General features: G+C 66.2%; 19 protein-coding genes. 9 read left to right on the top strand and 10 right to left on the bottom strand.

Annotated elements, in window-relative coordinates; all coding sequences use genetic code 11:
• Positions 1-76 precede the first annotated feature (76 nt).
• Positions 77-880, bottom strand: a complete 804-nt coding sequence (locus RN629_RS03610; RefSeq protein WP_407033897.1) for a formate/nitrite transporter family protein — start codon at positions 878-880, stop codon at positions 77-79.
• A gap of 65 nt (positions 881-945) precedes the next feature.
• On the opposite strand from RN629_RS03610, the gene trmB reads away from it, so the two are divergent.
• From trmB to uvrB, 5 genes are all read left to right on the top strand, one after another.
• The gene (gene trmB / locus RN629_RS03605; RefSeq protein WP_407033896.1) at positions 946-1,626 is read left to right on the top strand and encodes a tRNA (guanine(46)-N(7))-methyltransferase TrmB; all 681 of its coding nucleotides are present in this window, start codon (positions 946-948) and stop codon (positions 1,624-1,626) included.
• Between the two features lie 165 nt (positions 1,627-1,791).
• Entirely contained in the window at positions 1,792-2,241 is a 450-nt protein-coding gene (locus RN629_RS03600) for a hypothetical protein (RefSeq protein WP_407033895.1), read from the top strand.
• Positions 2,242-2,321: 80 nt separating this feature from the next.
• A complete protein-coding gene (locus RN629_RS03595) occupies positions 2,322-2,777 on the top strand; it encodes a DUF2721 domain-containing protein (RefSeq protein WP_407033894.1) in 456 nt (151 codons plus the stop codon).
• Positions 2,778-2,883: 106 nt separating this feature from the next.
• Complete coding sequence (locus RN629_RS03590; protein WP_407033893.1) at positions 2,884-4,083, top strand: MBL fold metallo-hydrolase; 1,200 nt, start codon at positions 2,884-2,886, stop codon at positions 4,081-4,083.
• 278 nt (positions 4,084-4,361) lie between these two features.
• Positions 4,362-6,554 carry an excinuclease ABC subunit UvrB gene (gene uvrB / locus RN629_RS03585; RefSeq protein ID WP_407033892.1) on the top strand — a complete coding sequence of 731 codons (2,193 nt, stop codon included), beginning with the start codon at positions 4,362-4,364 and terminating at the stop codon, positions 6,552-6,554.
• A gap of 55 nt (positions 6,555-6,609) precedes the next feature.
• Here the strand turns inward: uvrB and RN629_RS03580 are convergent, their stop codons facing one another.
• Positions 6,610-6,981 carry a PRC-barrel domain-containing protein gene (locus RN629_RS03580; protein WP_407033891.1) on the bottom strand — a complete coding sequence of 124 codons (372 nt, stop codon included), beginning with the start codon at positions 6,979-6,981 and terminating at the stop codon, positions 6,610-6,612.
• 127 nt (positions 6,982-7,108) lie between these two features.
• Between RN629_RS03580 and RN629_RS03575 the strand changes: the two genes are divergently transcribed.
• On the top strand, positions 7,109-7,651 hold the full coding sequence (locus tag RN629_RS03575) for a hypothetical protein (RefSeq protein ID WP_407033890.1): 543 nt from the start codon (positions 7,109-7,111) through the stop codon (positions 7,649-7,651).
• Between the two features lie 522 nt (positions 7,652-8,173).
• Here the strand turns inward: RN629_RS03575 and RN629_RS03570 are convergent.
• Positions 8,174-9,214 (bottom strand): phytase, encoded by a 1,041-nt coding sequence (locus RN629_RS03570; protein WP_407033889.1) that lies wholly within the window; start codon positions 9,212-9,214, stop codon positions 8,174-8,176.
• Positions 9,214-12,030, bottom strand: coding sequence for a TonB-dependent receptor (locus tag RN629_RS03565; protein WP_407033888.1), 2,817 nt, complete (start codon positions 12,028-12,030; stop codon positions 9,214-9,216). Before RN629_RS03565 ends, RN629_RS03570 begins: the two co-directional genes overlap by 1 nt.
• A gap of 207 nt (positions 12,031-12,237) precedes the next feature.
• On the opposite strand from RN629_RS03565, the gene RN629_RS03560 reads away from it, so the two are divergent.
• Together RN629_RS03560 and RN629_RS03555 are read left to right on the top strand one after the other, a co-directional pair.
• Positions 12,238-13,452: a toxic anion resistance protein gene (locus RN629_RS03560; RefSeq protein ID WP_407033887.1), complete on the top strand. Its 1,215-nt coding sequence runs from the start codon at positions 12,238-12,240 to the stop codon at positions 13,450-13,452.
• A gap of 4 nt (positions 13,453-13,456) precedes the next feature.
• Positions 13,457-14,191, top strand: a complete 735-nt coding sequence (locus RN629_RS03555; RefSeq protein ID WP_407033886.1) for a hypothetical protein — start codon at positions 13,457-13,459, stop codon at positions 14,189-14,191.
• A 129-nt stretch (positions 14,192-14,320) separates the two neighbouring features.
• On the opposite strand, the gene RN629_RS03550 is transcribed toward RN629_RS03555, so the two are convergent.
• On the bottom strand, positions 14,321-14,581 hold the full coding sequence (locus tag RN629_RS03550) for a DUF2312 domain-containing protein (protein ID WP_058746354.1): 261 nt from the start codon (positions 14,579-14,581) through the stop codon (positions 14,321-14,323).
• Positions 14,582-14,754: 173 nt separating this feature from the next.
• On the bottom strand, positions 14,755-15,057 hold the full coding sequence (locus tag RN629_RS03545; RefSeq protein ID WP_407033885.1) for a DUF1244 domain-containing protein: 303 nt from the start codon (positions 15,055-15,057) through the stop codon (positions 14,755-14,757).
• Positions 15,058-15,129: 72 nt separating this feature from the next.
• On the opposite strand from RN629_RS03545, the gene pyk reads away from it, so the two are divergent.
• Positions 15,130-16,599 carry a pyruvate kinase gene (gene pyk, locus RN629_RS03540; protein ID WP_407033884.1) on the top strand — a complete coding sequence of 490 codons (1,470 nt, stop codon included), beginning with the start codon at positions 15,130-15,132 and terminating at the stop codon, positions 16,597-16,599.
• 165 nt (positions 16,600-16,764) lie between these two features.
• Here the strand turns inward: pyk and RN629_RS03535 are convergent, their stop codons facing one another.
• Genes RN629_RS03535 through RN629_RS03520 form a run of 4 tightly spaced genes read right to left on the bottom strand, consistent with a single transcriptional unit; the run spans position 16,765 to position 20,355 of the window.
• Positions 16,765-17,349 carry an ABC-type transport auxiliary lipoprotein family protein gene (locus tag RN629_RS03535; RefSeq protein WP_407033883.1) on the bottom strand — a complete coding sequence of 195 codons (585 nt, stop codon included), beginning with the start codon at positions 17,347-17,349 and terminating at the stop codon, positions 16,765-16,767.
• A 20-nt stretch (positions 17,350-17,369) separates the two neighbouring features.
• Positions 17,370-18,332: an MlaD family protein gene (locus RN629_RS03530; protein WP_407033882.1), complete on the bottom strand. Its 963-nt coding sequence runs from the start codon at positions 18,330-18,332 to the stop codon at positions 17,370-17,372.
• On the bottom strand, positions 18,332-19,249 hold the full coding sequence (locus tag RN629_RS03525) for an ABC transporter ATP-binding protein (RefSeq protein WP_407033881.1): 918 nt from the start codon (positions 19,247-19,249) through the stop codon (positions 18,332-18,334). The genes RN629_RS03530 and RN629_RS03525 overlap by 1 nt, the downstream gene beginning before the upstream one ends.
• Positions 19,249-20,355 (bottom strand): ABC transporter permease, encoded by a 1,107-nt coding sequence (locus RN629_RS03520; protein WP_407033880.1) that lies wholly within the window; start codon positions 20,353-20,355, stop codon positions 19,249-19,251. The genes RN629_RS03525 and RN629_RS03520 overlap by 1 nt, the downstream gene beginning before the upstream one ends.
• Positions 20,356-20,369: the final 14 nt, after the last annotated feature.

The following is a 20,369-nucleotide window of genomic DNA, read 5'->3' as shown; positions in this document are numbered from 1 at the left end:
TCCTATCCCGTGGCACGGCGTTTCAGCGCGACCCGCACCGGCGACGGACGAGAGCGTCGCCCGGACGATCGTTCCGCTATTCGCGCGTCTCGCCCTGCACCTGGCCATGCGCCAGCAGCGTGAACAGCCCCGCGCCACCGACCAGATTGCCCAGGATCGCCGGGATCAGCAGCCCGAACACCGCGCGGCCCGCCTCCACTCGCCCGGTAAAGAACAGCAGGAAGGTTTCGTCCGCGCCGACGATCGAATGGCTGAACCCGGCGACCGCGATGACATAGGTCAGCGCGAGGATGATCCAGAAGGCCTGGCTGCGCGCATTGGGCAATATCCAGGCGAGGATCGCGATCATGAACCCCGCAGGGATGGCGTTGACGAACGTCTCCCAGCCCCCCAGCGCCAGGATGCGCCCTGACACCACGATCATCGACTCGCGCAGCCCCGCATCGCCCAGCACGCCGCCCGCGACCATCGCGGCCGCCAGGGCGGTGCCGATCAGGTTGGCCGCCAGCACGATCGCCCATAGCCGCAAGGTCCGCGCCAGCGCCGAGCGCGATGGCCGCGTGACCAGTGGCAGCATGGCGGTGATCGTGCTTTCGGTGAACAATTGCATCCGGCCGAGGATCACCACCATGAACCCCACCGGATAGCCGAGCGCGGCGATCAGGGGGCGCCATGGCGTATCGGGCAGCGCCAGGTGGAACGCGCCCTCCGCGACCAGCGAACTGTGGATCGCGATCCCCGCCGCCAGCCCCGACCAGAACAGCGCGCCTGCCGGGCGGTCGAGTTCCGCCTCCCCTTCCTCACGCACGGCGCGGTGGAGTTCCTTGGCATCGGCGGCCTTTCCGGCCTGCCCGCGCGGTGCATCGGTGTGATCGGTCATGTGGAGGCGCAACGAGCGAGCCCGCCCTTGGCTCCCGCCCCCTCCCCGCGCTAAGGGCCCTGGCGATGAACGATCCGACGACGATCCGCCGCCTCTACGGCCGGCGACAGGGACACAAGCTGCGCCAGGGTCAGGCGGCGCTGGTCGAAACCATGCTGCCCGACCTGAGCGTACCCGAGGAAGGCCCGCTCGACGCGATGCGGCTGTTTGGCGACGATCGCTCCTTGCAGGTCGAGATCGGCTTTGGCGCGGGCGAGCATCTGGCCGGACAGGCCGAGGCGACGCCCGGCACCGGCTTTATCGGCTGCGAACCCTTCCTGAACGGCGTGGTCGGCGCGCTGGGCCATATCCGCGACCGCGACCTCGCCAATATCCGGCTGCACATGGGCGACGCGCTGGAGGTGATCGAGCGGCTGCCCGATGCCAGCCTGGACCGCGTCTATCTGCTCCACCCCGATCCCTGGCCCAAGGCGCGCCATGCCAAACGGCGGATGATGAACCACGGCCCGCTCGACACCATCGCGCGCAAGCTGAAGAGCGGCGGTGAATTCCGGCTGGGCACCGACGACCCGACCTATTGCCACTGGTCGATGATGATCATGAACGCACGGCAGGACTATGTCTGGCAGGCGCGCACCCCGCACGACTTTCTGACACGCCCGGCCGACTGGCCCGAAACCCGCTACGAACGCAAGGCCCGCCGACATGGGCATGAGGTGTGGTATTTTCGCTATATCCGCCAATAGGCGGCGTATCGGATTCCGATCGACAACAGGCTGGTCCGCGCCCTCTGCCCGAAGCGCCCCGCTTCCGCGACGCGATGCGATGCCAACTCCGTGTCGATCCCGGTTGGCAGAGGCTTTGCCCGCGCGATAGACGGCGCGTCCGATGAAGCGATGGAGAGCAGGCAGATGGTGGACGATAGCTGGGGCGTGTCGCGGCCGAATGGCGGGCTGCGGGTGCGGACCAACGGCAGTCTGGAAGAGCGCGCCGCCGCGCGGGCCAGGGCGCGGGACGAACGGGCCGCGGCGCGGTCCAGCCTGATGGCCGAGCGGATCGATGCGCGCGCAGCCTTTCGCGCCCGTGAGACGGAAACCCGCGAACGCGAGCGTATCGAGCGCCGCGAACAGGAAATGGCCGCCGCCGCGCGCGATCCCCATGCCGTCGCCGCCAAGCGCCATCGCACGTCCGGTCGCAAGGATGTGGTGCGCGAACAGCGCGATACGCGCGGCTATGCCACGCTGGTGGATGAAGGGCGGATCCGCGAACTCGCCAAGCGCGGCGCGTCGCTCGGCGGCCTGGCCAGCGCCTTCGGCATAGCGCAGGACGAGGTCGAGGCGATCCTGGCGAGCGCCGAATAGCCCTTTCGGCACCCGCCTGTATCGATGATCGGGCGATCGCCCCTTGCGGCGGGCGTCCGGGCACGTCACCATCCATCCGCATGCCGACCTTGCCCGCCGTCACCACCATCGCCCAGACCATCCAGCTGTCGCTCGCGCCGGTCTTCATGCTGGCGGCGATCGGCCAGTTGCTCAACGTGCTGGCCGGGCGGCTGGCCCGCGTGATCGACCGCGCCCGCGCGCTGGAGATGATGATCCACAAGATCGATGACGGCCCGGACCGGCTGCGCCACAAATGGGAATTGCGGTTGCTCGACCGGCGCATGTCGATCATCAACGCCGCGCTGTTCCTGGCGGTGTCCAGCGCGGTCATGGCCTGCGTCGTCATCGCGGGGTTGTTCATCGCCAATATCTTCAAGATCCATATCGGCACCTGGATCGCGAGCGCCTTCATTCTGGCGGTCTGCCTGCTGATCCTGTGCCTGACCGCATTCATGGTCGAGGTGCGGATCTCGCTGCGGGCGATTCACGTGCGCAAGGAAATCCTGAACGGATGACGCGGGGTGGAGCGGCGCGCTTTGCGGACGATCATGGCCATCGCCGGCGACCGGGGTCCGCCTGTCGGGTCGATGGCGGACGGATCATGACAGGACGCATCGGGGCATGACCGCCATCCGCTGGATCGCCAGGACGCTTGCGCTCATCATGATCCTGGGCGGTCTCATCGCGACGATCGCGCCGCATTATCTCGACCGGCTCTATTATGACGGGCCGGAGAGCGGCCATTATGATGGCGACCACTTCTTCAACCCCGATGGCGATGCCGACACGCTGCACCTCCCGACGCGGGGTGGCCGCGCCCGCTTTCTGTGGCGACAGTTGACCGGCGATGATGGGCGCCCCGCCTGGCCCGAGTCCGTGCCGGTCCATGCCTCCCGCCCCGTCGCGCGGGTCGAGGGACAGCGCATGATCGCGACCTGGATCGGCCATGCCACGGTGCTGGTGCAGACCCAGGGGCTCAACATCCTGACGGACCCCATTTATGCCGAGCGCGCGGGGCCGTTCGGCTTCGGTCCCAAACGGGTGGCGGCACCCGGCGTGGCGCTGGCCGACCTGCCGAAGATCGACCTGATCCTCATCAGCCACGATCATTACGATCATCTCGACCAGCAGACGCTGAAAACATTGTGGCAGCGCGACCGGCCGCTCATCCTGACCAGTCTGGGCAATGACAGCGTTATCGGACAGGTCGGCGTCCCCGCCACCGCGCTCGACTGGGGACAGGAGCGGACGGTCAGGCCGGGCGTGTCGGTGGTGGTGACACGCAACCATCATTGGGGCAGCCGCTGGTTCACCGACCGCAACCGCGCGCTCTGGTCCAGCTTCGTGGTGCGGCTGCCGGGTGGCAATATCTTCTTCGCGGGCGACACCGGCATGGGCGACGGACGCTGGCCCGAGGAAGCCGCCAAGCTGGGGCCCGTGCGCCTCGCGCTGCTGCCGATCGGGGCGTTCCGCTTCGTCCCCGGCCAGATGGCATCGGGCAGCCATATCGGCCCGGCCCAGGCGGTCCAGGTTTTCGAGCGACTGAGGGCATCCACCGCGATCCCGATCCACTGGGGCACGTTCCGCCTGTCCTATGAGGGCTATGACACCCCGCCCAGGCTGCTGGACGCCGCGATGCGCTGCTCCTGGACACGGATGTCTCGGCCGGGCGCGCGGTTCTCCGCCGTGCCCCTGGGCACGCCGATGACCATTGGACCGGTTCCTGTGATACCGCCATCCGTCATCGCGCTGCCTGACCGAACGAGCGATGCCGAAATGCGGCGCTGTCTGGATATGCCGCAGATTCGCGCTCTGCGATAAAGACTATATCCCGTTTGGCTTTCCGCGCCGCTACATCCGAAAGGGACTATATTTTGGATGAAACTGTTTCATGATAGCGAACACTCTATGGACTAATTGATCGTACATCTTCGTTGCCAAAAAATTTGGCTAATGGAGAGTCACGATGAATTACAACACGTTCGACGAATCCGAAGCTGATCGCCGACCGGCCGGACCGATCGGGTCCGGCCGGTTTCCTTGATGGGAAATACCGAACGCAGGGTGACGAAACAGGAACAGACACCCATATTCCCCCCATGGCGATTCAGATCCGCACCACCCTCGACGAGCCCGAAACCGGGGTCAGCTTCATCCCCCATCGCCCGTCCCGCCCGGACAAGGCCGAAGGCGGCAAGCGATTCGAGCTGGTGAGCGACTATACCGCCAGCGGCGACCAGCCTGCGGCCATCGCCGAACTCACCGCCGCCGCGCGCGCAGGCGACAAGGATCAGGTGCTGCTGGGCGTCACCGGATCGGGCAAGACCTTCACCATGGCCAAGGTGATCGAGGAATTGCAGCGCCCCGCCCTCATCCTCGCGCCCAACAAGATCCTCGCCGCGCAGCTCTATGGAGAGTTCAAGAGCTTCTTCCCCAACAACGCGGTCGAATATTTCGTCAGCTATTACGATTATTATCAGCCCGAAGCCTATGTGCCCCGGTCCGACACCTATATCGAGAAGGAAAGCTCGATCAACGAGTCGATCGACCGGATGCGCCACTCGGCCACCCGCGCGCTGCTGGAGCGGGACGATGTCATCATCGTCGCCTCGGTATCGTGCCTTTACGGCATCGGCTCGGTCGAAACCTATTCGGCGATGATCTTCGACCTGAAGAAGGGCCAGAGCGTCGACCAGCGCGAGATCATCCGCAAGCTCGTCGCACTCCAGTATAAGCGCAACGATGCCGCCTTCATGCGCGGCAATTTCCGGGTGCGCGGCGACAATCTGGAAATCTTCCCGTCGCATTATGAGGATTCGGCGTGGCGCGTGTCCTTCTTCGGTGACGAGATCGAGGAGATCGTCGAGTTCGACCCGCTGACCGGCAAGAAGGTCGCCAGCCTCAACTCGGTGCGCATCTACGCCAACAGCCACTATGTGACGCCGGGCCCGACGATGAAACAGGCGGTCGAGGCGATCAAATTCGAGTTGACCGAGCGGCTGAAGGAGTTGGAGGCTGAGGGCAAGCTGCTGGAGCGCCAGCGGCTGGAGCAGCGGACCAACTTCGACCTGGAGATGATCGCGGCCACGGGGTCGTGCAATGGGATCGAGAATTACAGCCGTTTCCTGACCGGCCGCCTGCCCGGCGAGCCGCCCCCCACGCTGTTCGAATATCTGCCCGAAAACGCGGTGCTGTTCGTCGACGAGAGTCATGTCACCATCGGCCAGATCAACGGCATGTCGCGTGGTGACCATCGGCGCAAGATCACGCTGGCCGAATATGGCTTCCGCCTGCCGTCCGCGATCGACAACCGGCCACTACGCTTCAACGAATGGGACGCGATGCGCCCGCAGACGGTCAGCGTGTCCGCCACCCCCGGCAACTGGGAGATGGAGCAGACCGGCGGCGTCTTCGTCGAACAGGTCATCCGCCCCACCGGGCTGATCGACCCGCCGGTCGAGATCAAGCCGGTCGAGGAACAGGTGCAGGACCTGATCGTCGAGGCACGCAAGACCACCGAGCTGGGCTATCGCACCCTCGTCACCACGCTGACCAAGCGGATGGCGGAAGACCTGACCGAATATATGCACGAGGCGGGGATCAAGGTCCGCTACATGCATTCCGACGTCGAGACGCTGGAGCGTATCGAACTGATCCGCGACCTGCGGCTGGGCGTGTACGATGTGCTGATCGGCATCAACCTGCTGCGCGAGGGGCTGGATATCCCGGAATGCGGGCTGGTCGCGATCCTCGACGCGGACAAGGAAGGCTTCCTGCGCTCCGAAACCTCGCTGATCCAGACGATCGGGCGCGCCGCGCGCAACGTCGATGGCCGCGTGATCCTCTATGCCGACCGGATCACCGGATCGATGGAGCGCGCCATGTCCGAAACCTCGCGGCGTCGCGAGAAGCAGATGGCGTATAATGCCGAACATGGCATCACGCCGCAGACGATCCGGCGCCAGATCGGCGACATCATCGCGCATGTGGCGTCGGGCGACCAGGTGACGGTGCCGATCGACGAGGGCCGTCCGCACATGGTCGGCCATAACCTGCGCGCCTATATCGAGGACCTCGAAAAGAAGATGCGCAAGGCCGCCGCCGACCTCGAATTCGAGGAAGCGGGCCGGCTGCGCGACGAGATCCGCCAGTTGGAGAACGAGGAACTGGGCCTGCCCGTCGACGAGCAAAAGGCGCCGATCATGGGCCGCTCCAACGAGGGCAAGCCGGGGACGCGCAAGACCCGGTTCGGCAAGAGCAAGACATTCGCGAGCGGGCGAAAGGCGAACTGAGCGCCTTTGCCCGACGCGATCCGCCGATACGCCCCGCCCCGTCAGCGGACGCTACTTATCCCAGGTCGAGATTCTCGGTCGTCACGCCATAATAGCCCGCGACGCGATCGGCATAGGCCTGGTCGAACACCGGCGCATTGTTGGCCCAGCTCGGCCCGCCTTCCAACTGGCGGCGATCGACGGTGATGACATATTGGTCGCCGACCGGATCATATTGCAGCAGGCTGAACGGCACGGGGTAAAAGCTCTTGCCCATGCCCAGGAAGCCGCCCAGCGCCAGCACCGCATGGGTCACGCGACCCGACCGCTTGTGGACCATGAAGGAATAGACGCTGCCGATCGTATCACCATCGCGGCTGTCCAGCTTCAGCGTGTTCGCCACGTTGGACTGGACCAGGATCAGGGTGGGGGTATCGCTGTCGCTCATTCTTAACCTCCGTTTAGGGGCCAGAACCCGCAACCGGGAGCGCGGGTTCCGATGCCCGTCGCCCCGGCACGGCCCGTCGCACCCCAGGGTTGAGCGTCGGCCCCGCCTCGCCCATAGGCTGGGAACGATGCGTCGCCTGTCCCTTGCCCCCTTCGCCCCCCGCCTGGTGCCGATTCTGGCGCTGGCCGCCGGTCTGTCCGGCTGTATCCCCGCCACGCCGCGCCCCGAAGCGCCAAGGCCGGTGCATCCCGCGCCTGCGCCGACCACGCCGCCCCCACGCCCGGTCCTGACCCAGGACTGGCGCGACTGGCCGCTCACGCCGGGCGACTGGCGCTATCTCCGCGACGCGCAGGGCACGCATGCGACCTTCGGCCAGCCGGGCGCGCCAAGCCTGATCCTGAGCTGCGACCTGCGCGCGCGGCAGATCCATATCGGCCGCCCGGGCGCGGTGCCCGGATCGCTGACCATCCGCACCTCCAGCACCGTCCGCGCACTGCCATCCAGGGCCTCGGCAACGGGCGCGACCGTGACGCTCGCCGCCGCCGATCCCCTGCTCGACGCAATGGCCTTCAGCCGGGGACGCTTCACGATGGAACAGGCGGGACAGACAACGCTGGTCATCCCGGCCTATGCCGAGATCGGGCGCGTGATCGAGGATTGTCGAGGGTAACCCGCCCTGGTCCGGCGAGCGCAGGATAGTCGGCCAAACGCCATCGCAATACAAGTCTTGTTTATGGCTTTTGGCGTGCGCACATTGCCAGTGCGCTTCTTGAAGGGCGCGTTGGCTATCCACTTAGCGAAAGGAGGTGATCCGATGTCTCATGGTTCAGCAATGGGGTCGGTTCAGTTCGTTCGGGGGACCGGCTTCTGACATTGATGGACGCGACCGGGGGGTATTCTCCTCCAATCAACGGTCGTGCCCGGATGTCGTGAGGCCCGCATGGTCTCCCGGGCTGGAGCTCTCCGGCCGCTGACCATGTTTAGGGGTTGCCGGGTCGTCGCGATGACGCCCCGGCAGCCTCTTTTCATTTCGGCTGGAGACGATGCGCGCGTCGTCCATCATCCGCCATCCTGCGTCGTCCATCATCGCGCGACGCCATCGGGCAAGCCGCCGCGACACATCCTTCCCCGCAAAAAAACACCCCCACCGGATCGGGATCCGGCAGGGGTCAGGTGGGGTAACAGCGTTCGGTCAGCGCGCGGCCGGTTTCACCGCGCGGACGATATCATCCCAGGCCAACAGCTTGAAATTCTGGGCCAGGGGGGCGTTCTCGCCATCCTGCACCACCATCAGGCCGCCCGGAAAAGCCGGACCGAAATCGCCCAACGCGACTTCGATACCGTCGGTTTCGCTGGTCGCGCCATAGCGGCCCGCCACGACGCGGAAGCGGCCGGCATAGGCACCGTCCGACAGGCGGTAGAGGGTATAGGCGCTGTCGCCCTGGCTGGAGGCGACCAGATAGCCGCCATCCTTGCCCTCGGCGGCGATGGCCAGGCCTTCGACATCGGCGAACAGCGTCCGTCCATCGACCTTGGCGACCATCACCGGCGGGGATGCCGCGCCGGCCATGGGATCGATGCGCCAGATGCCGACATCTTCCTCCGCGACATAGAGCTGGCCGGTGCGATCATCGACCACGCAGCCTTCGGACTGGGTCGCCAGTTTCAGCGGCCGGGTGACCGGACCCGCCGCCCCGGCCATCGACAGCGCCACCTGCTGCACCGCGCCGTCCTTCAGCACGACGAAGCCATAGGGACGGCCACCGATCATCCCCATGCACATGCCATAGGCCTCGCCCGCTCCCACCGGCACCTTGCCGATCGGGGTCAGCCGGGCCTGCGCGGTGTCGAGCCGGAACAGCGCGATCGCGGCCTGCGCCTTGTCGCTGCGGTCGGAGGCGGCGACCAGCACCTGCCCGTCGCCCAGATCGCGCAGGTCGACATTGTTGACCCGCCCCGCCTGCACATAGTCGCGCCGCTTGCCGTCCAGGCCATAGACATACAGCCCGGCCTGCTTGTCGGTCGCGACGATCAGGCTGGCCGCCGGATTCGCCGGATTGCGCCAGATGGCGGGATCGTCGGCGGCATCGCGGTTGCCGGTGCCGACCGGAGCGGTCTCGCCGCGCGCGGTCACGCTGGCGGTCGGTGCGGCCAACGACGCGGAGGCGGCGGGCGGGGTCTGCGCCTGGCAGCCGGCGAGCAGCACCGCTCCGGCCAGCAGAAGCGCGCGCATCACAGGGTCACCTTCACGCCGGTCTTGACGGTCCAGCCATAGCTTTCGTGCTGGATCAGGCGGCGGCCCCCGGCGGGTGTTCCCGTCGCATAACGGTCAAAGCCTTCATTGCCGACATTGATCCAGTCGGCGGTCAGCCGCACGCCCGGCGCGACCAGCACCTTGGCCCCGACATCGAACAGGATCCGATCGGCGACATAGACGTCGCCATCGCCCGTCGCCGTCACCTCATCGAGATAGCGACCGCGATAGGTACCGCTGGCACGGACCTGGATCGGCCCCTTTTCATAGCCCAGGCTGGCGTTCCAGATGTGCTTGGAACTGCCCGGCAGGGTCAGCTGGCGCCCGTAAAGCGTCGCGCGGGTGTCGACATAGGTATAGTTGCCGCCGACCAGCAGTCCGTCGAAGGGCGATGGCAGGAAGGTCAGCGCGGCCTGCAGATTGGCCTCGATCCCCGTCACCTTCGCGGTATCGCCATTTTGCGGCGTCACCACGCTGGTCAGCGTCACGCCGTTATAGACATAATCGCTAAGACGGTTGTTGTAGATGAAGTCGTTCACCTCCTTGTGGAAGGCGGTGAGTTCGAGCAGCGCGTTGGACGCGAAATAATATTCCGCCGTCGCGTCGAAATTCCACGACTTATAGGGCTTCAGGTTCGGATTGCCGAACTGGCCGGTGCCCTCGACCGAATTGAACTGCGACCGGGGCGCCATGTCGGACAGGTTGGGACGGACCAGGCTGCGCGTCGCCGCCGCGCGCAGGACCAGCTTGCTGGTCGGCGCATAGCGCAGGTTCAGGCTGGGCAGCCAGTTGGTATAGCTGCGATCGATCGCCACGGGCGTCACGACCAGCGTGTCGGCCTTGCTGACCTGAATGGTGCGCAGCGTGTTGCCGCGCAACTGGTTCTCCGTATGCTCCATGCGCACGCCGCCGACGACGCGCACGCTGCCGGTGTCGAGCCGGAACTGGCCGTATCCGGCATAGATATCCTCGCTGACGCGATAGATGGCCGACAGACGGTTCGAGTCGGAATCATAGGCGTTGCGCACCAGCCGCGTCCGGTTGGCATTGAACCAGCCGCGCGACGACAGGGGATCGACCGCCGGGTTCATGTCGACGAAACCCTTGTCGCCGATCGAGCGGACGAACCCCTGTGCCAGGGTCGGCAGCTTGCCGCTCGTCACCGCGTCATAGGCGTCGAAGCTCTTGTCATAATCCTTGCGGCGGATCCGTCCGCGGAAACCCGCCTTCAGTTCCAGCGTGCCCATCGCCAGCGGCAGGTCGCGCGCCACGTCCAGTCGCGCCGCCGTCTCGCGGTCGCGCGACCGGCCATCGGTGATCTGGATCTTGCTCAAGGGATCGCTGCCGTCGGTGAACAGCGAGGGCTGGTTGACCGAATAGCGCGGATTCTGGCCATCCAGCCCGTCGAGCGTCACCGTCAACTGGCTCGAGCCGTCCTGGAAGCGGCGGTCGAACACCGTGTCCTGGCGATTGGGCTCGACTTCTTCCGAATAGGAATAGCTGCCCTGATAGGTGACAGTCCATGGCCCGCCCTCGGTCTTGCCACCCGCCGTGACCGAATAGACATTCTGGGTCTCGGTCCGGTCCTTCATCTCGCGCCGCATCCGTACCCGCTTGGACGAGCCGGCACCGCTGGTGAAGATCGCGCTGTCCGCATCGCCGCCGCTGGGCGCGGGCGAGAAGTTGAAGCGCAGGCGGCTGCGCGTCTCGTCGTCGCGGAAGCTGTTGGCGATGCCGCGCACATAGAGCGTCGTCGTGTCGCTGGGCCGCCAGTCGAGCGACAGCGCGCCCGCAATGCGCGTACGCACCACGTCATAGGCGCGATAATCGACCTGGGTCGGATAGGCGACGCCCGCCGCCGTGCTCTTCCAGGTCGCGGCTTCCACCCCATCGGTGCCGAAACGGCGGCGATAATAGGAAAAGCCGCCCGAAATACCGAAATCCGGGGTCAGCAGCTTGGAGAAGTCCATCGAGCCCTTGGGCGACCATTTGTCGCGCAGGTCGTTATAGCTGCCCTCCGCCGACAGCGAGAACAGATCCTTCTTGCGGTCGAACGCGCTGGTCGTCTTGATCTCGATCGCGCCGCCGATCGTATCGGCGTCCATGTCCGGGGTCAGTGTCTTCTTGACCTCGATCGACTCGACCAGTTCGGACGGCACGGTATCGAGCGCCAGCGCGCGGCTGTCCGATTCGGGCGACGGGATGCGCGCACCGTTGATCGACACACTGTTCAGCTGCGGGGCCAGACCCCGGATCACGACGAACCGCCCCTCGCCCTGATCGTCCTGAATCGACACGCCCGGCACGCGCCGCAATGCCTCGGCGACATTCTGGTCGGGGTTCTGGCCGATCGCATCGCGCGACAGCACACTCTCGACACCATCGGCCGAGCGCTTCTGCGACAGCGCACTCGCCTGATTGGCGGCGAGGCCGACGACCAGGATCTCATGGTCGCGCGCGCCCAGATCGGCCGAGCGCAGTGCGAAATGCTCATCGACCGTGCCGCTGGCCGGGACGACGACGCTGCGCGTCTCGGGCTCGGCACCGACATAGCGGACCCTGACGGTGTAGGAGCCCGGCGGCACGTCGGCGAAGCGGAAGCGACCGTCGCGCTCGGCCTCGACCACGCGGTTCAGTTCGACGATGCGGACCTCCGCCCCCTCCAGGGTGCGGGTACCACTGGCATCCGCCACCGAGCCGGTCAGAGTCTGCGCCATGGCAGGCATGGCGATCATGGTCGAACACAGCAGCGCGGCCCGCAGCAGTGCGCGCGTCATGGGAACGGAGACGGTCATCGGATTTCCCCCCGGAAATGGTGGCGTGTCGCCGGCATCGGGGCCGGTCTGTCACGGCGCGGCTAAAGGCGGTTCCTGACAGTCACGCTGCAATTCGATGACGTTTGAATGACAGAGGCGTCATCATGCATCGTATTGTTCGGACAACACACTTGAACCCCGCCGCCATCCCCTCCACACTAACGCCAACGCACAAGGAGATTGCGAATGGCCACGACCGCCGACCCCGTGACCGAGACCCAGGGGCTGAAACTGACGCCGCCCGATCCGGTCCCGACGGTCGCCCCGGCCCAGGCCGCGGGGCTGGTTCCCGTCGACGACAAGACGCGCAGCCAGCTTGAGCAGAAGGTAGACGGCTTCGTCGCCGAACTGGTCGCGCAGGACGTCAACAGCCCCGAATTTGGCCGCCGCGTCGATGCGATCACCGCCATGGGGCAGAAGGAAATCCGCGAGGCGGCGAGCCAGTCCAACCGCTTCCTCGACCGCCCGGTCAAGGCGATGGACGGCGAGACGGGCGTGGGCAAGGACCTGACCGAGTTGCGCCGCGTGGTCGAAAGCCTGGACCCGGGCAAGCAGGGCAATCTCTCGTCCCCGCGCAAGCTGCTCGGCATCATCCCCTTCGGCAACAAGATGCGCGACTATTTCGACGGCTATCGCTCGTCGCAGACGCATATCGCCGCCATCCTGAAGAGCCTGTCCTCGGGCCGCGACGAACTGCTGATGGACAATGCCGCGATCGATACCGAGCGCGCCAATCTGTGGACCGCCATGGGGCGGCTGGAGCAGATGATCCATCTGTCCAAGGCGATGGACGCCAAGCTGGAGGATACGGCGAACGATCTGGATCACACCGATCCGGCCAAGGCCAAGGCGATCCGCGAGACCGCACTCTTCTACACCCGCCAGCGGACGCAGGACCTGCTGACCCAGATGGCGGTCACGGTACAGGGCTATCTGGCGCTCGACCTGGTCAAGAAGAACAATGTCGAGCTGGTGAAGGGCGTCGACCGCGCCTCGACCACCACCGTCTCGGCGCTGCGCACCGCCGTCACCGTGGCGCAGGCGCTGGCCAACCAGAAGCTGGTGCTCGACCAGATCACCGCGCTCAATTCGACCACCGCCAACATCATCGATTCGACCGGCAAGCTGCTGCGCAGCCAGACCGCGCAGATCCATGAGCAGGCGGCGGCCTCGACCATCCCGCTGGAGACGCTGCAACGCGCTTTCCAGAATATCTATGACACGATGGACGCGATCGACACCTTCAAGCTGAAGGCGCTGGATTCGATGAAGACCACCGTCACGACACTGGGCAACGAGGTCGAGAAGTCGAAGGGCTATATCGCCCGCGCCGAGGGCGCGCAGAACCCGCAGCTGACCGCCGCGTCATCCGCGTCCGCGTTCAAGCTGGAGGCGCTGTAAGCCCGTGACGACACCCCGCTCGAACGAGGTCGATGCCCAGATCGAGCGTGCGCGCGAAGTCATGGCGCGCATCTCGCAGGATTATCGCGGCACGGCGGAGATCGCGGTCAAGCGCGTGCGGCGCAAGGCACGCTCGGCGCTGCAACGGCTGATCCTGATCGCCATCGCCAATGCCGCCATCCTGATTGCGGCGATGGTGACCGGGCTGCTCCTGCCCGGCGGGATCGGCATTTTCGGCGCGCTGGCGGCGATGATGCTGATGCTGGCGGTGACGCTGATGATCGCGCTGGCCCCCGCCCCGCGCGCGCCCAGCACCGCCAGGCTGGCGCAGGTGGACATCAAGGCGCTGCCCGCCCAGACCGAACGCTGGCTGGAGGCGCAGCGCCCCCTCCTCCCGGCGCCGGCGATGACGCTGGTTGACCGGATCGGCCAGCGGCTCGACACGCTGTCGCCGCAATTGGCCGGGGTTGAGAATGACACGGCCGAGGCGATGGAAGTCCGCCGCCTGATCGGCGAGCAACTCCCCGCCTTCCTGCATGACTATCAGCGCGTGCCCGAACCTCTGCGCCGCGTCGAACGCAACGGCCGGACGCCCGACGCGCAACTGGTCGACGGGCTCAAGCTGATCGAGCAGGAAATCGGCGACATGACCCAGCGTCTGGCCCAGGCCGATCTGGACAGCCTGTCGACGCGCGGGCGATTCCTGGAAATGAAATACCGGGAAGAGAAAGCGGAGTAGACTGGCGGCCGGTGCCTTGAAAAGCCGCACGACCCGCCTGCCGAGGGCGAAGGGCCCACCCCACGAACAAGAAAGGGCGGCGACGCCAACACGCCGCCGCCCTTTGCCTTTCCCGACCCCGAACCGGGATCAGATCATGCCCAACGCCTTCATATATACTTCGAGGATCGCTTCCTCTTCCTGATATTCCTCGCGCTTCTTCTTGCGGATCTGCATGATCTTCTTGATCGCCTTGGGATCATATCCGCGCGCCTTGGCTTCGGCGAAGACGTCCTTGATGTCGTCCGAAATGCCCTTCTTCTCTTCTTCCAGCCGCTCGGCGCGCTCTATCAGCAGGCGCAGTTCGTCCGCCGTCACATTGCCGCTGCTGTCGAAATTCTCGTCCGCCATTGTCTGTACCCTTTGATAACCGTGCCTACCCGCCCGGCCCGACCACGCCGCCGCCCCGACAGCCCCCGCCAGTATGGCAAGGGACGGTCCGGCGCTGCCCTGTGTCGAGGCCCATGTCGGGATCGGCGGCGGGTTTAGGCGCTTCTGCGCAACGGCTCAAGCGGGCATGTTCGTCAGGCGTTCTTCTTCACGCTCTCGGCCATGCGCGCCAGTTGCCCGGGCGTCGCCTCGCCCTGGTACCGCGCCTTCCATTCCTCATAGGGCATGCCATAGATCGCCGCGCGCGCGGTCGCCCGGTCCATCCCGGCGGCCTCGCCCACCCAGTCCGACAGGCAGTTGCGGCAAAAGCCCGCCAGCCCCATCAGTTCGACATTCTGCGCATCGGTCCGATGGCGCAGATGCCGCACCAGCCGCCGAAACGCCTCGGCCGCCGCCCTGTCATCGATTGCATTCAATGCATCCACCGCATCGGCCATAATCGTCGCTCCATGGTTGATCGCGCCGCATTAGGCTTTACGACACGCTGCGAAAAGAAACAGGATGAGATGATGACCAAGGCCCTCCCACCGCGTTCGCGCAAAGTTCGCGTGCTGGCCACGCTCGGCCCCGCCAGCAGCGATCCCGAGATCATCGCCACCCTGTTTCAGGCCGGGGCCGACGCGTTTCGCATCAATATGAGCCATGGCGACCAGCCGTCGAAGATCCCGCTCATCAAGGCGATCCGCGCGCTGGAGGAGCGGTTCGGCCGCCCGACCACGATCCTCGCCGATCTTCAGGGCCCGAAACTGCGCGTCGGCAAGTTCGCCGAGGGCAAGGTGATGCTGGAAACCGGCAGCACCTTCATCCTCGACCGCGACCCGACGCCGGGTAATGCCAGTCGGGTCGAGCTGCCGCACAAGGAAATCTTCGCCGCGATCGAACCGGGCGCCCGCCTGCTGCTCGACGATGGCAAGCTCGTCCTGCGCGTCGCCTCGCATGACAAGGACCGGATCACCACGCGGGTCGAGGTCGGCGGAATCCTGTCGAACAACAAGGGGCTGAACGTTCCGGACGTCGTGCTGCCGCTGGCCGCGCTCACCGACAAGGATCGCTCCGACCTGAACTTCGCGGTCGAACAGGGCGTGGACTGGATCGCGCTCTCCTTCGTGCAGCGCCCCGAAGACCTGATGGAGGCGCGCGGCCTCATCAAGGGGCGCGCGGCGCTCCTCGCCAAGATCGAGAAGCCGCAGGCGATCGACCGGCTGGAGGAGATCGTCGAACAATGCGACGGCGTGATGGTCGCGCGCGGCGATCTCGGCGTCGAATTGCCGCCACAGGCGGTCCCGCCCCTGCAAAAGCGCATCGTCGAGGTATCGCGCCGGATGGGCCGTCCCGTGGTGGTGGCGACCCAGATGCTCGAATCGATGATCCAGAGCCCCTCGCCCACCCGCGCCGAAGTGTCGGACGTGGCGACCGCCATCTATGACGGCGCCGATGCGATCATGCTGTCCGCCGAATCGGCGGCAGGAGCCTGGCCGGTCGAGTCGGTCGCGATGATGGATGCGATCGGCATTTCGGTGGAGAGCGATCCGGGTCATGGCGAGCGCATCCATTTCACCGCGATGACGCCCGACCCGACGACCGCCGATGCGCTGGCGGAGGCGGCCGCGAGCATTTCCAAGACGGTGTCGACCAGGGCGATCATCTGCTTCACCACCAGCGGCTCGACCGCCCGGCGGGTGGCGCGCGAGCGCCCCTCTGTGCCGATCCTGGTGCTGACGCCGCAACTGGAGACCGCGCGTCGCCTGGGCCTGCTCTGGGGCTGTCATGCGGTCCATACCCGCGACGTCGAATCGTTCGAGGAGATGGTCGCCAAGTCGAAGCGCATGGCGCTGCGCCACGGCATGGCCGAGGCGGGCAATCAGGTGGTGCTGATGGCGGGCGTCCCGTTCCGCACGCCGGGGTCGACCAACGTGCTCCACGTCACCCGCATCATGGGCGACGAACTGGTCGGATACGGCGAAAATACCGAGATGTGAGCGAAGGGGCGACCTTCGGGTCGCCCCCGACCAGCCATATTCTTGGCCACGGCCACGCCGATCACGCGGTTGCCCGCGAACGATCGGGTCACACAACCACAGAGGATGATCCGGCATCAGGCCGGCGGGAGACCGGAACGGGGCGCGGATACGCCCCCTTCCTCCTCAGCGTCCGACCCAGTCCGCTACCTGCTGTGCGACCTGGTTCGCCGCCTGGTTCAGCGCCGGGCCGACACTGTCGCGATCGATCCGGCCGACCGGGACATGCGCCTCGAAACGGCGCTTCTCAACCGCCGGCTTGCCATCGCGGATCAGCGCCGCGTCAAACGTCACCACTGCCTCGCGGCGCGCGGCATCCATACCGAACTGGCGCAACTCACCCGACAGCATATCGCCCGCGTTGATCGAGGTCTCGCGCGGCGACAGCACCACCCGACCCATCCGCGCGGTCAAGGTGTCGGACACCAGCCGGGCGAACAGCTTGGCGGGCGACTCGGCCCATTGCGCATCCTTGACATAAGCGATGCTGGTCGCGCTCTCCTGCACCGGCACGCGCGCAGTCGCCAGTTCCTGTGGCACGGAGGGCACCTGGATGCCGATCGCCTTGCCGCGCGCCGAATCCTGCGTCTGCCCGACCGCCGGAGCACTCTGCGCCTGGATCGTCAGCAGCGAGGGCGGCGGCTTGGCCGCGAAGCTGATGCAGCCGGCCAGCGGAAGCGATGCCATCAGAACGATCAGCGGAGTCTTCATGACGGTCCTCATCGACTTCCTCACTTGCCCTTATAGTCCGGCAGCTTCTGCTGCCCGATCAGCGAACCCGCGCCCTGCTGGTCGACCTTTTCGGCGACGGCGGACAGCGACTGGGTCATCACGCGCAGGTCGCGCACCAGATGATCGACCTCCGGCATGGTCTGCTTCGAGAAGGTCTGCAAGCCCGGCCGCGCGTCGCCGAGCGCTGCGTTCAGCGTGTCCGCGCTGCGCTGCGCCGAGGCGATCGTCTTGTTCAGATTGGCGATGGTCGGCTTCACATCCTCGGCCATCACGCCGTTGGTGGTCGCCGCCAGTTCGCCGATCGACTGCGCCGCCTCGCCCGCCTGCTGGATCGCGGTGCGGGCCTGGGCCAGCGTCGCGGCGATCTCCGGCGCCCGGTCGGCCAGCGCGCCGGTCAGGCGGTTGGTATTGGCGAGGATCCCCGCGATCGAGGCCTGGTTGCGATCCGACAACAACCCGGTCAGCCGTTCGGTCAGCGTCGACAGCCGCTCCAGCAACTGCGGCGCGGAGTTCAGGATCGCGCCGATCCCGCCCTGCTTGGTCGGGATGACCGGCACGCCATAGGGACAGATCGTCCGGTTCTCCGGCTGCGGGCAGGCGATAGGCGGCGCGCCCTTGCGCGCGCCATCAAGCGAGACGGTGCTGCTGCCGGTGAAGCTGGCCGAGATCGAGGCGGTGGTGCCCTGCAGGATCGGCGTCTGTTCGTTGACCGAGACGCGCACCCGCACGAACTGCGGATCGGGGCGCCACAGCGCAATTTCCTTCACCTGCCCCGATGGCACGCCCGAATAGGTGACCGCCGAGCCCTTGGCCAGACCATCCACCGACTGGCGGAAGAAGATGTCATACTCCTTCTCCGACGTGCTCCCCAGCCGGGCGATCCACACGGTGAAGATCGACAATACGGCGAGCAGGATCAGCACGACCGTGCCGACAAGGACGTGGTTTGAGCGGGTTTCCATCAGCGTGTCCCTGGTTCGCTTCTCGCATGGGCATCGGCCTTGTCCCCCTGGGAATGCTGGCCGGTGGAAATGGCGTCGATCTCGGTCGGGTCGCGCGGGGCGTGGGCGGTCGCCGCGTGCGACGCGAGTTCCCCGATCTCACCCTTGGCGGCGATGGCGGCACGGCCGCGCGGCCCCTTGAAATATTCCTCGATCCACGGATGGTCGAGCGCGATCAACTCGTCGATCGTGCCCACCGCGATCACCTTCTTGTCCGCCAGCACGGCCACCCGGTCGCAAATCGCGTAGAGCGTATCGAGATCGTGGGTGATGAGGAACACGGTCAGGCCCAGCGTGTCCTGCAACGACCCGATAAGCTGGTCGAACGCCGCCGCGCCGATCGGGTCGAGACCCGCCGTCGGCTCGTCCAGGAACAGCAATTCGGGGTCAAGGGCCAGCGCGCGCGCAAGCCCGGCCCGCTTCTTCATCCCGCCCGACAGCTCGGCGGGATATTTGGGTCCGGCGTCGGCGGGCAGGCCGGTCATCACCACCTTATAGGAAGCGATCTCGTCCATCAGCGCCTGGGGCAGGCGGCGATAGAATTCGCGGATCGGCACTGCGACATTCTCCGCCACGGTCAGCGTGGAAAAGAGCGCGCCGCCCTGAAACAACACGCCCCAGCGCTTGCGGACATCGACCGCTTCGGTCGCGTCCCGACCGATGGTGGGCTCGCCGAACACGGTGATCTCCCCCGCGTCGGGGGTCTGGAGGCCGATGATCGTGCGCATCAGCACCGACTTGCCGGTGCCGGAACCGCCGACCACGCCCAGAATCTCTCCCCGGCGCACATCCAGGTCGAGCCCCTCATGGATGACCTGCTCGCCGAAGCTGTTGCGCAGGCCCCGGACCTTGATGACGATATCGTCCCGCTCGGCCATCAATCCCATCCGATCCAGGTGAAGAAGACGGCGAAGAAGGCATCGAGGACGATCACCAGGAAGATCGCCTGCACCACCGCAGAGGTGGTCCGCTGGCCGACCTGCTCGGCGTCCGACTTGACCTGCATCCCCTGGAAACAGCCCGCGATCGCGATGATCGCGCCGAAGACGGGCGCCTTGATGAGACCGACATACAGGTCCGTGATCGGCACGACTTCGCGGATGCGCGAGACGAAGGTGACCGGCGGAATGCCCAGCGACACCGCCGCCAGGAAGCCGCCGCCGATTATCGCGATCAGCGAGGAATAGAAGCCGAGCAGCGGCATCAGCGTCACCGCCGCCAATGCGCGCGGCAGGACCAGCACCTCCATCGGCGACACGCCGATGACGCGCATCGCATCAATCTCTTCGGTCAGCTTCATCGTACCGAGCTGCGCGGCAAAGGCCGAGCCCGAACGTCCCGCGACCATGATCGCGGTCATCAGTACGCCAAGTTCGCGCAAGGTGAGGCGACCGACCAGGTTGATCGTGAAGATCTCGGCACCGAACTGGCGCAACTGCACCGCGCCCTGCTGGGCAATGACGATGCCGATCAGGAAGCTCATCAACCCGACGATGCCCAGCGCGGTCACGCCGACCGTCTCGAACTCGTGCACCACGGCGTTGAAGCGGAAGCGGCGCGGGTGGCGGATGACCGCCAGCAGGGCCAGCACCGTCGCCCCCATGAAGCCGAGCAGGCCGTACAGCGTCTTGAACGCGGTGATGACGGCATCGCCGACCTCGCCCGCGACACGCCAGAAGGAGCCGATCGGCTTGGGTCGCATCGCCACCGGCTGATCCGCCTCGATGACCTTGTCGATCAGATTGCGCTGGTCGTCGTTCAGCCCCTCGATCGTCGCATCGTTGCGCGCCGCGAAGCGCTGGACCAGCCAGGCACCGACCGTATCGATCCGATCCACCCCGGACAGGTCCAGACGACGGACGGGTGCATCCTCGCGATCCAGCCGTTCCGGCAGGTCGCCGAGCGTCGCCAGCGACAGGCTGCCGGTGAAGCGCAGGGCGCCACCGTCGGCCGGTTCGTGCTGATAATCGGCCTTGGCGTTCATCACCTGCCTCTTTG

The organism is Facivitalis istanbulensis (assembly GCF_040560405.1).
In the GTDB taxonomy this organism is placed as follows: Bacteria; Pseudomonadota; Alphaproteobacteria; order Sphingomonadales; family Sphingomonadaceae; genus Sphingomonas; species Sphingomonas istanbulensis.
This window is presented reverse-complemented; position numbering and strand designations above follow the sequence as displayed.

Coding starts and splice junctions, on each gene's coding strand:
- RN629_RS03565 (WP_407033888.1), bottom strand. CDS start 12,030: ATGACCGTCTCCGTTCCCATGACGCGCGCACTGCTGCGGGCCGCGCTG.
- RN629_RS03535 (WP_407033883.1), bottom strand. CDS start 17,349: ATGAAGACTCCGCTGATCGTTCTGATGGCATCGCTTCCGCTGGCCGGC.
- RN629_RS03595 (WP_407033894.1), top strand. CDS start 2,322: ATGCCGACCTTGCCCGCCGTCACCACCATCGCCCAGACCATCCAGCTG.
- RN629_RS03580 (WP_407033891.1), bottom strand. CDS start 6,981: ATGAGCGACAGCGATACCCCCACCCTGATCCTGGTCCAGTCCAACGTG.
- RN629_RS03550 (WP_058746354.1), bottom strand. CDS start 14,581: ATGGCGGACGAGAATTTCGACAGCAGCGGCAATGTGACGGCGGACGAA.
- RN629_RS03545 (WP_407033885.1), bottom strand. CDS start 15,057: ATGGCCGATGCGGTGGATGCATTGAATGCAATCGATGACAGGGCGGCG.
- RN629_RS03600 (WP_407033895.1), top strand. CDS start 1,792: ATGGTGGACGATAGCTGGGGCGTGTCGCGGCCGAATGGCGGGCTGCGG.
- RN629_RS03570 (WP_407033889.1), bottom strand. CDS start 9,214: ATGCGCGCGCTTCTGCTGGCCGGAGCGGTGCTGCTCGCCGGCTGCCAG.
- uvrB (WP_407033892.1), top strand. CDS start 4,362: ATGGCGATTCAGATCCGCACCACCCTCGACGAGCCCGAAACCGGGGTC.
- RN629_RS03590 (WP_407033893.1), top strand. CDS start 2,884: ATGACCGCCATCCGCTGGATCGCCAGGACGCTTGCGCTCATCATGATC.
- RN629_RS03575 (WP_407033890.1), top strand. CDS start 7,109: ATGCGTCGCCTGTCCCTTGCCCCCTTCGCCCCCCGCCTGGTGCCGATT.
- RN629_RS03525 (WP_407033881.1), bottom strand. CDS start 19,249: ATGGCCGAGCGGGACGATATCGTCATCAAGGTCCGGGGCCTGCGCAAC.
- RN629_RS03530 (WP_407033882.1), bottom strand. CDS start 18,332: ATGGAAACCCGCTCAAACCACGTCCTTGTCGGCACGGTCGTGCTGATC.
- RN629_RS03520 (WP_407033880.1), bottom strand. CDS start 20,355: ATGAACGCCAAGGCCGATTATCAGCACGAACCGGCCGACGGTGGCGCC.
- RN629_RS03560 (WP_407033887.1), top strand. CDS start 12,238: ATGGCCACGACCGCCGACCCCGTGACCGAGACCCAGGGGCTGAAACTG.
- trmB (WP_407033896.1), top strand. CDS start 946: ATGAACGATCCGACGACGATCCGCCGCCTCTACGGCCGGCGACAGGGA.
- RN629_RS03610 (WP_407033897.1), bottom strand. CDS start 880: ATGACCGATCACACCGATGCACCGCGCGGGCAGGCCGGAAAGGCCGCC.
- pyk (WP_407033884.1), top strand. CDS start 15,130: ATGACCAAGGCCCTCCCACCGCGTTCGCGCAAAGTTCGCGTGCTGGCC.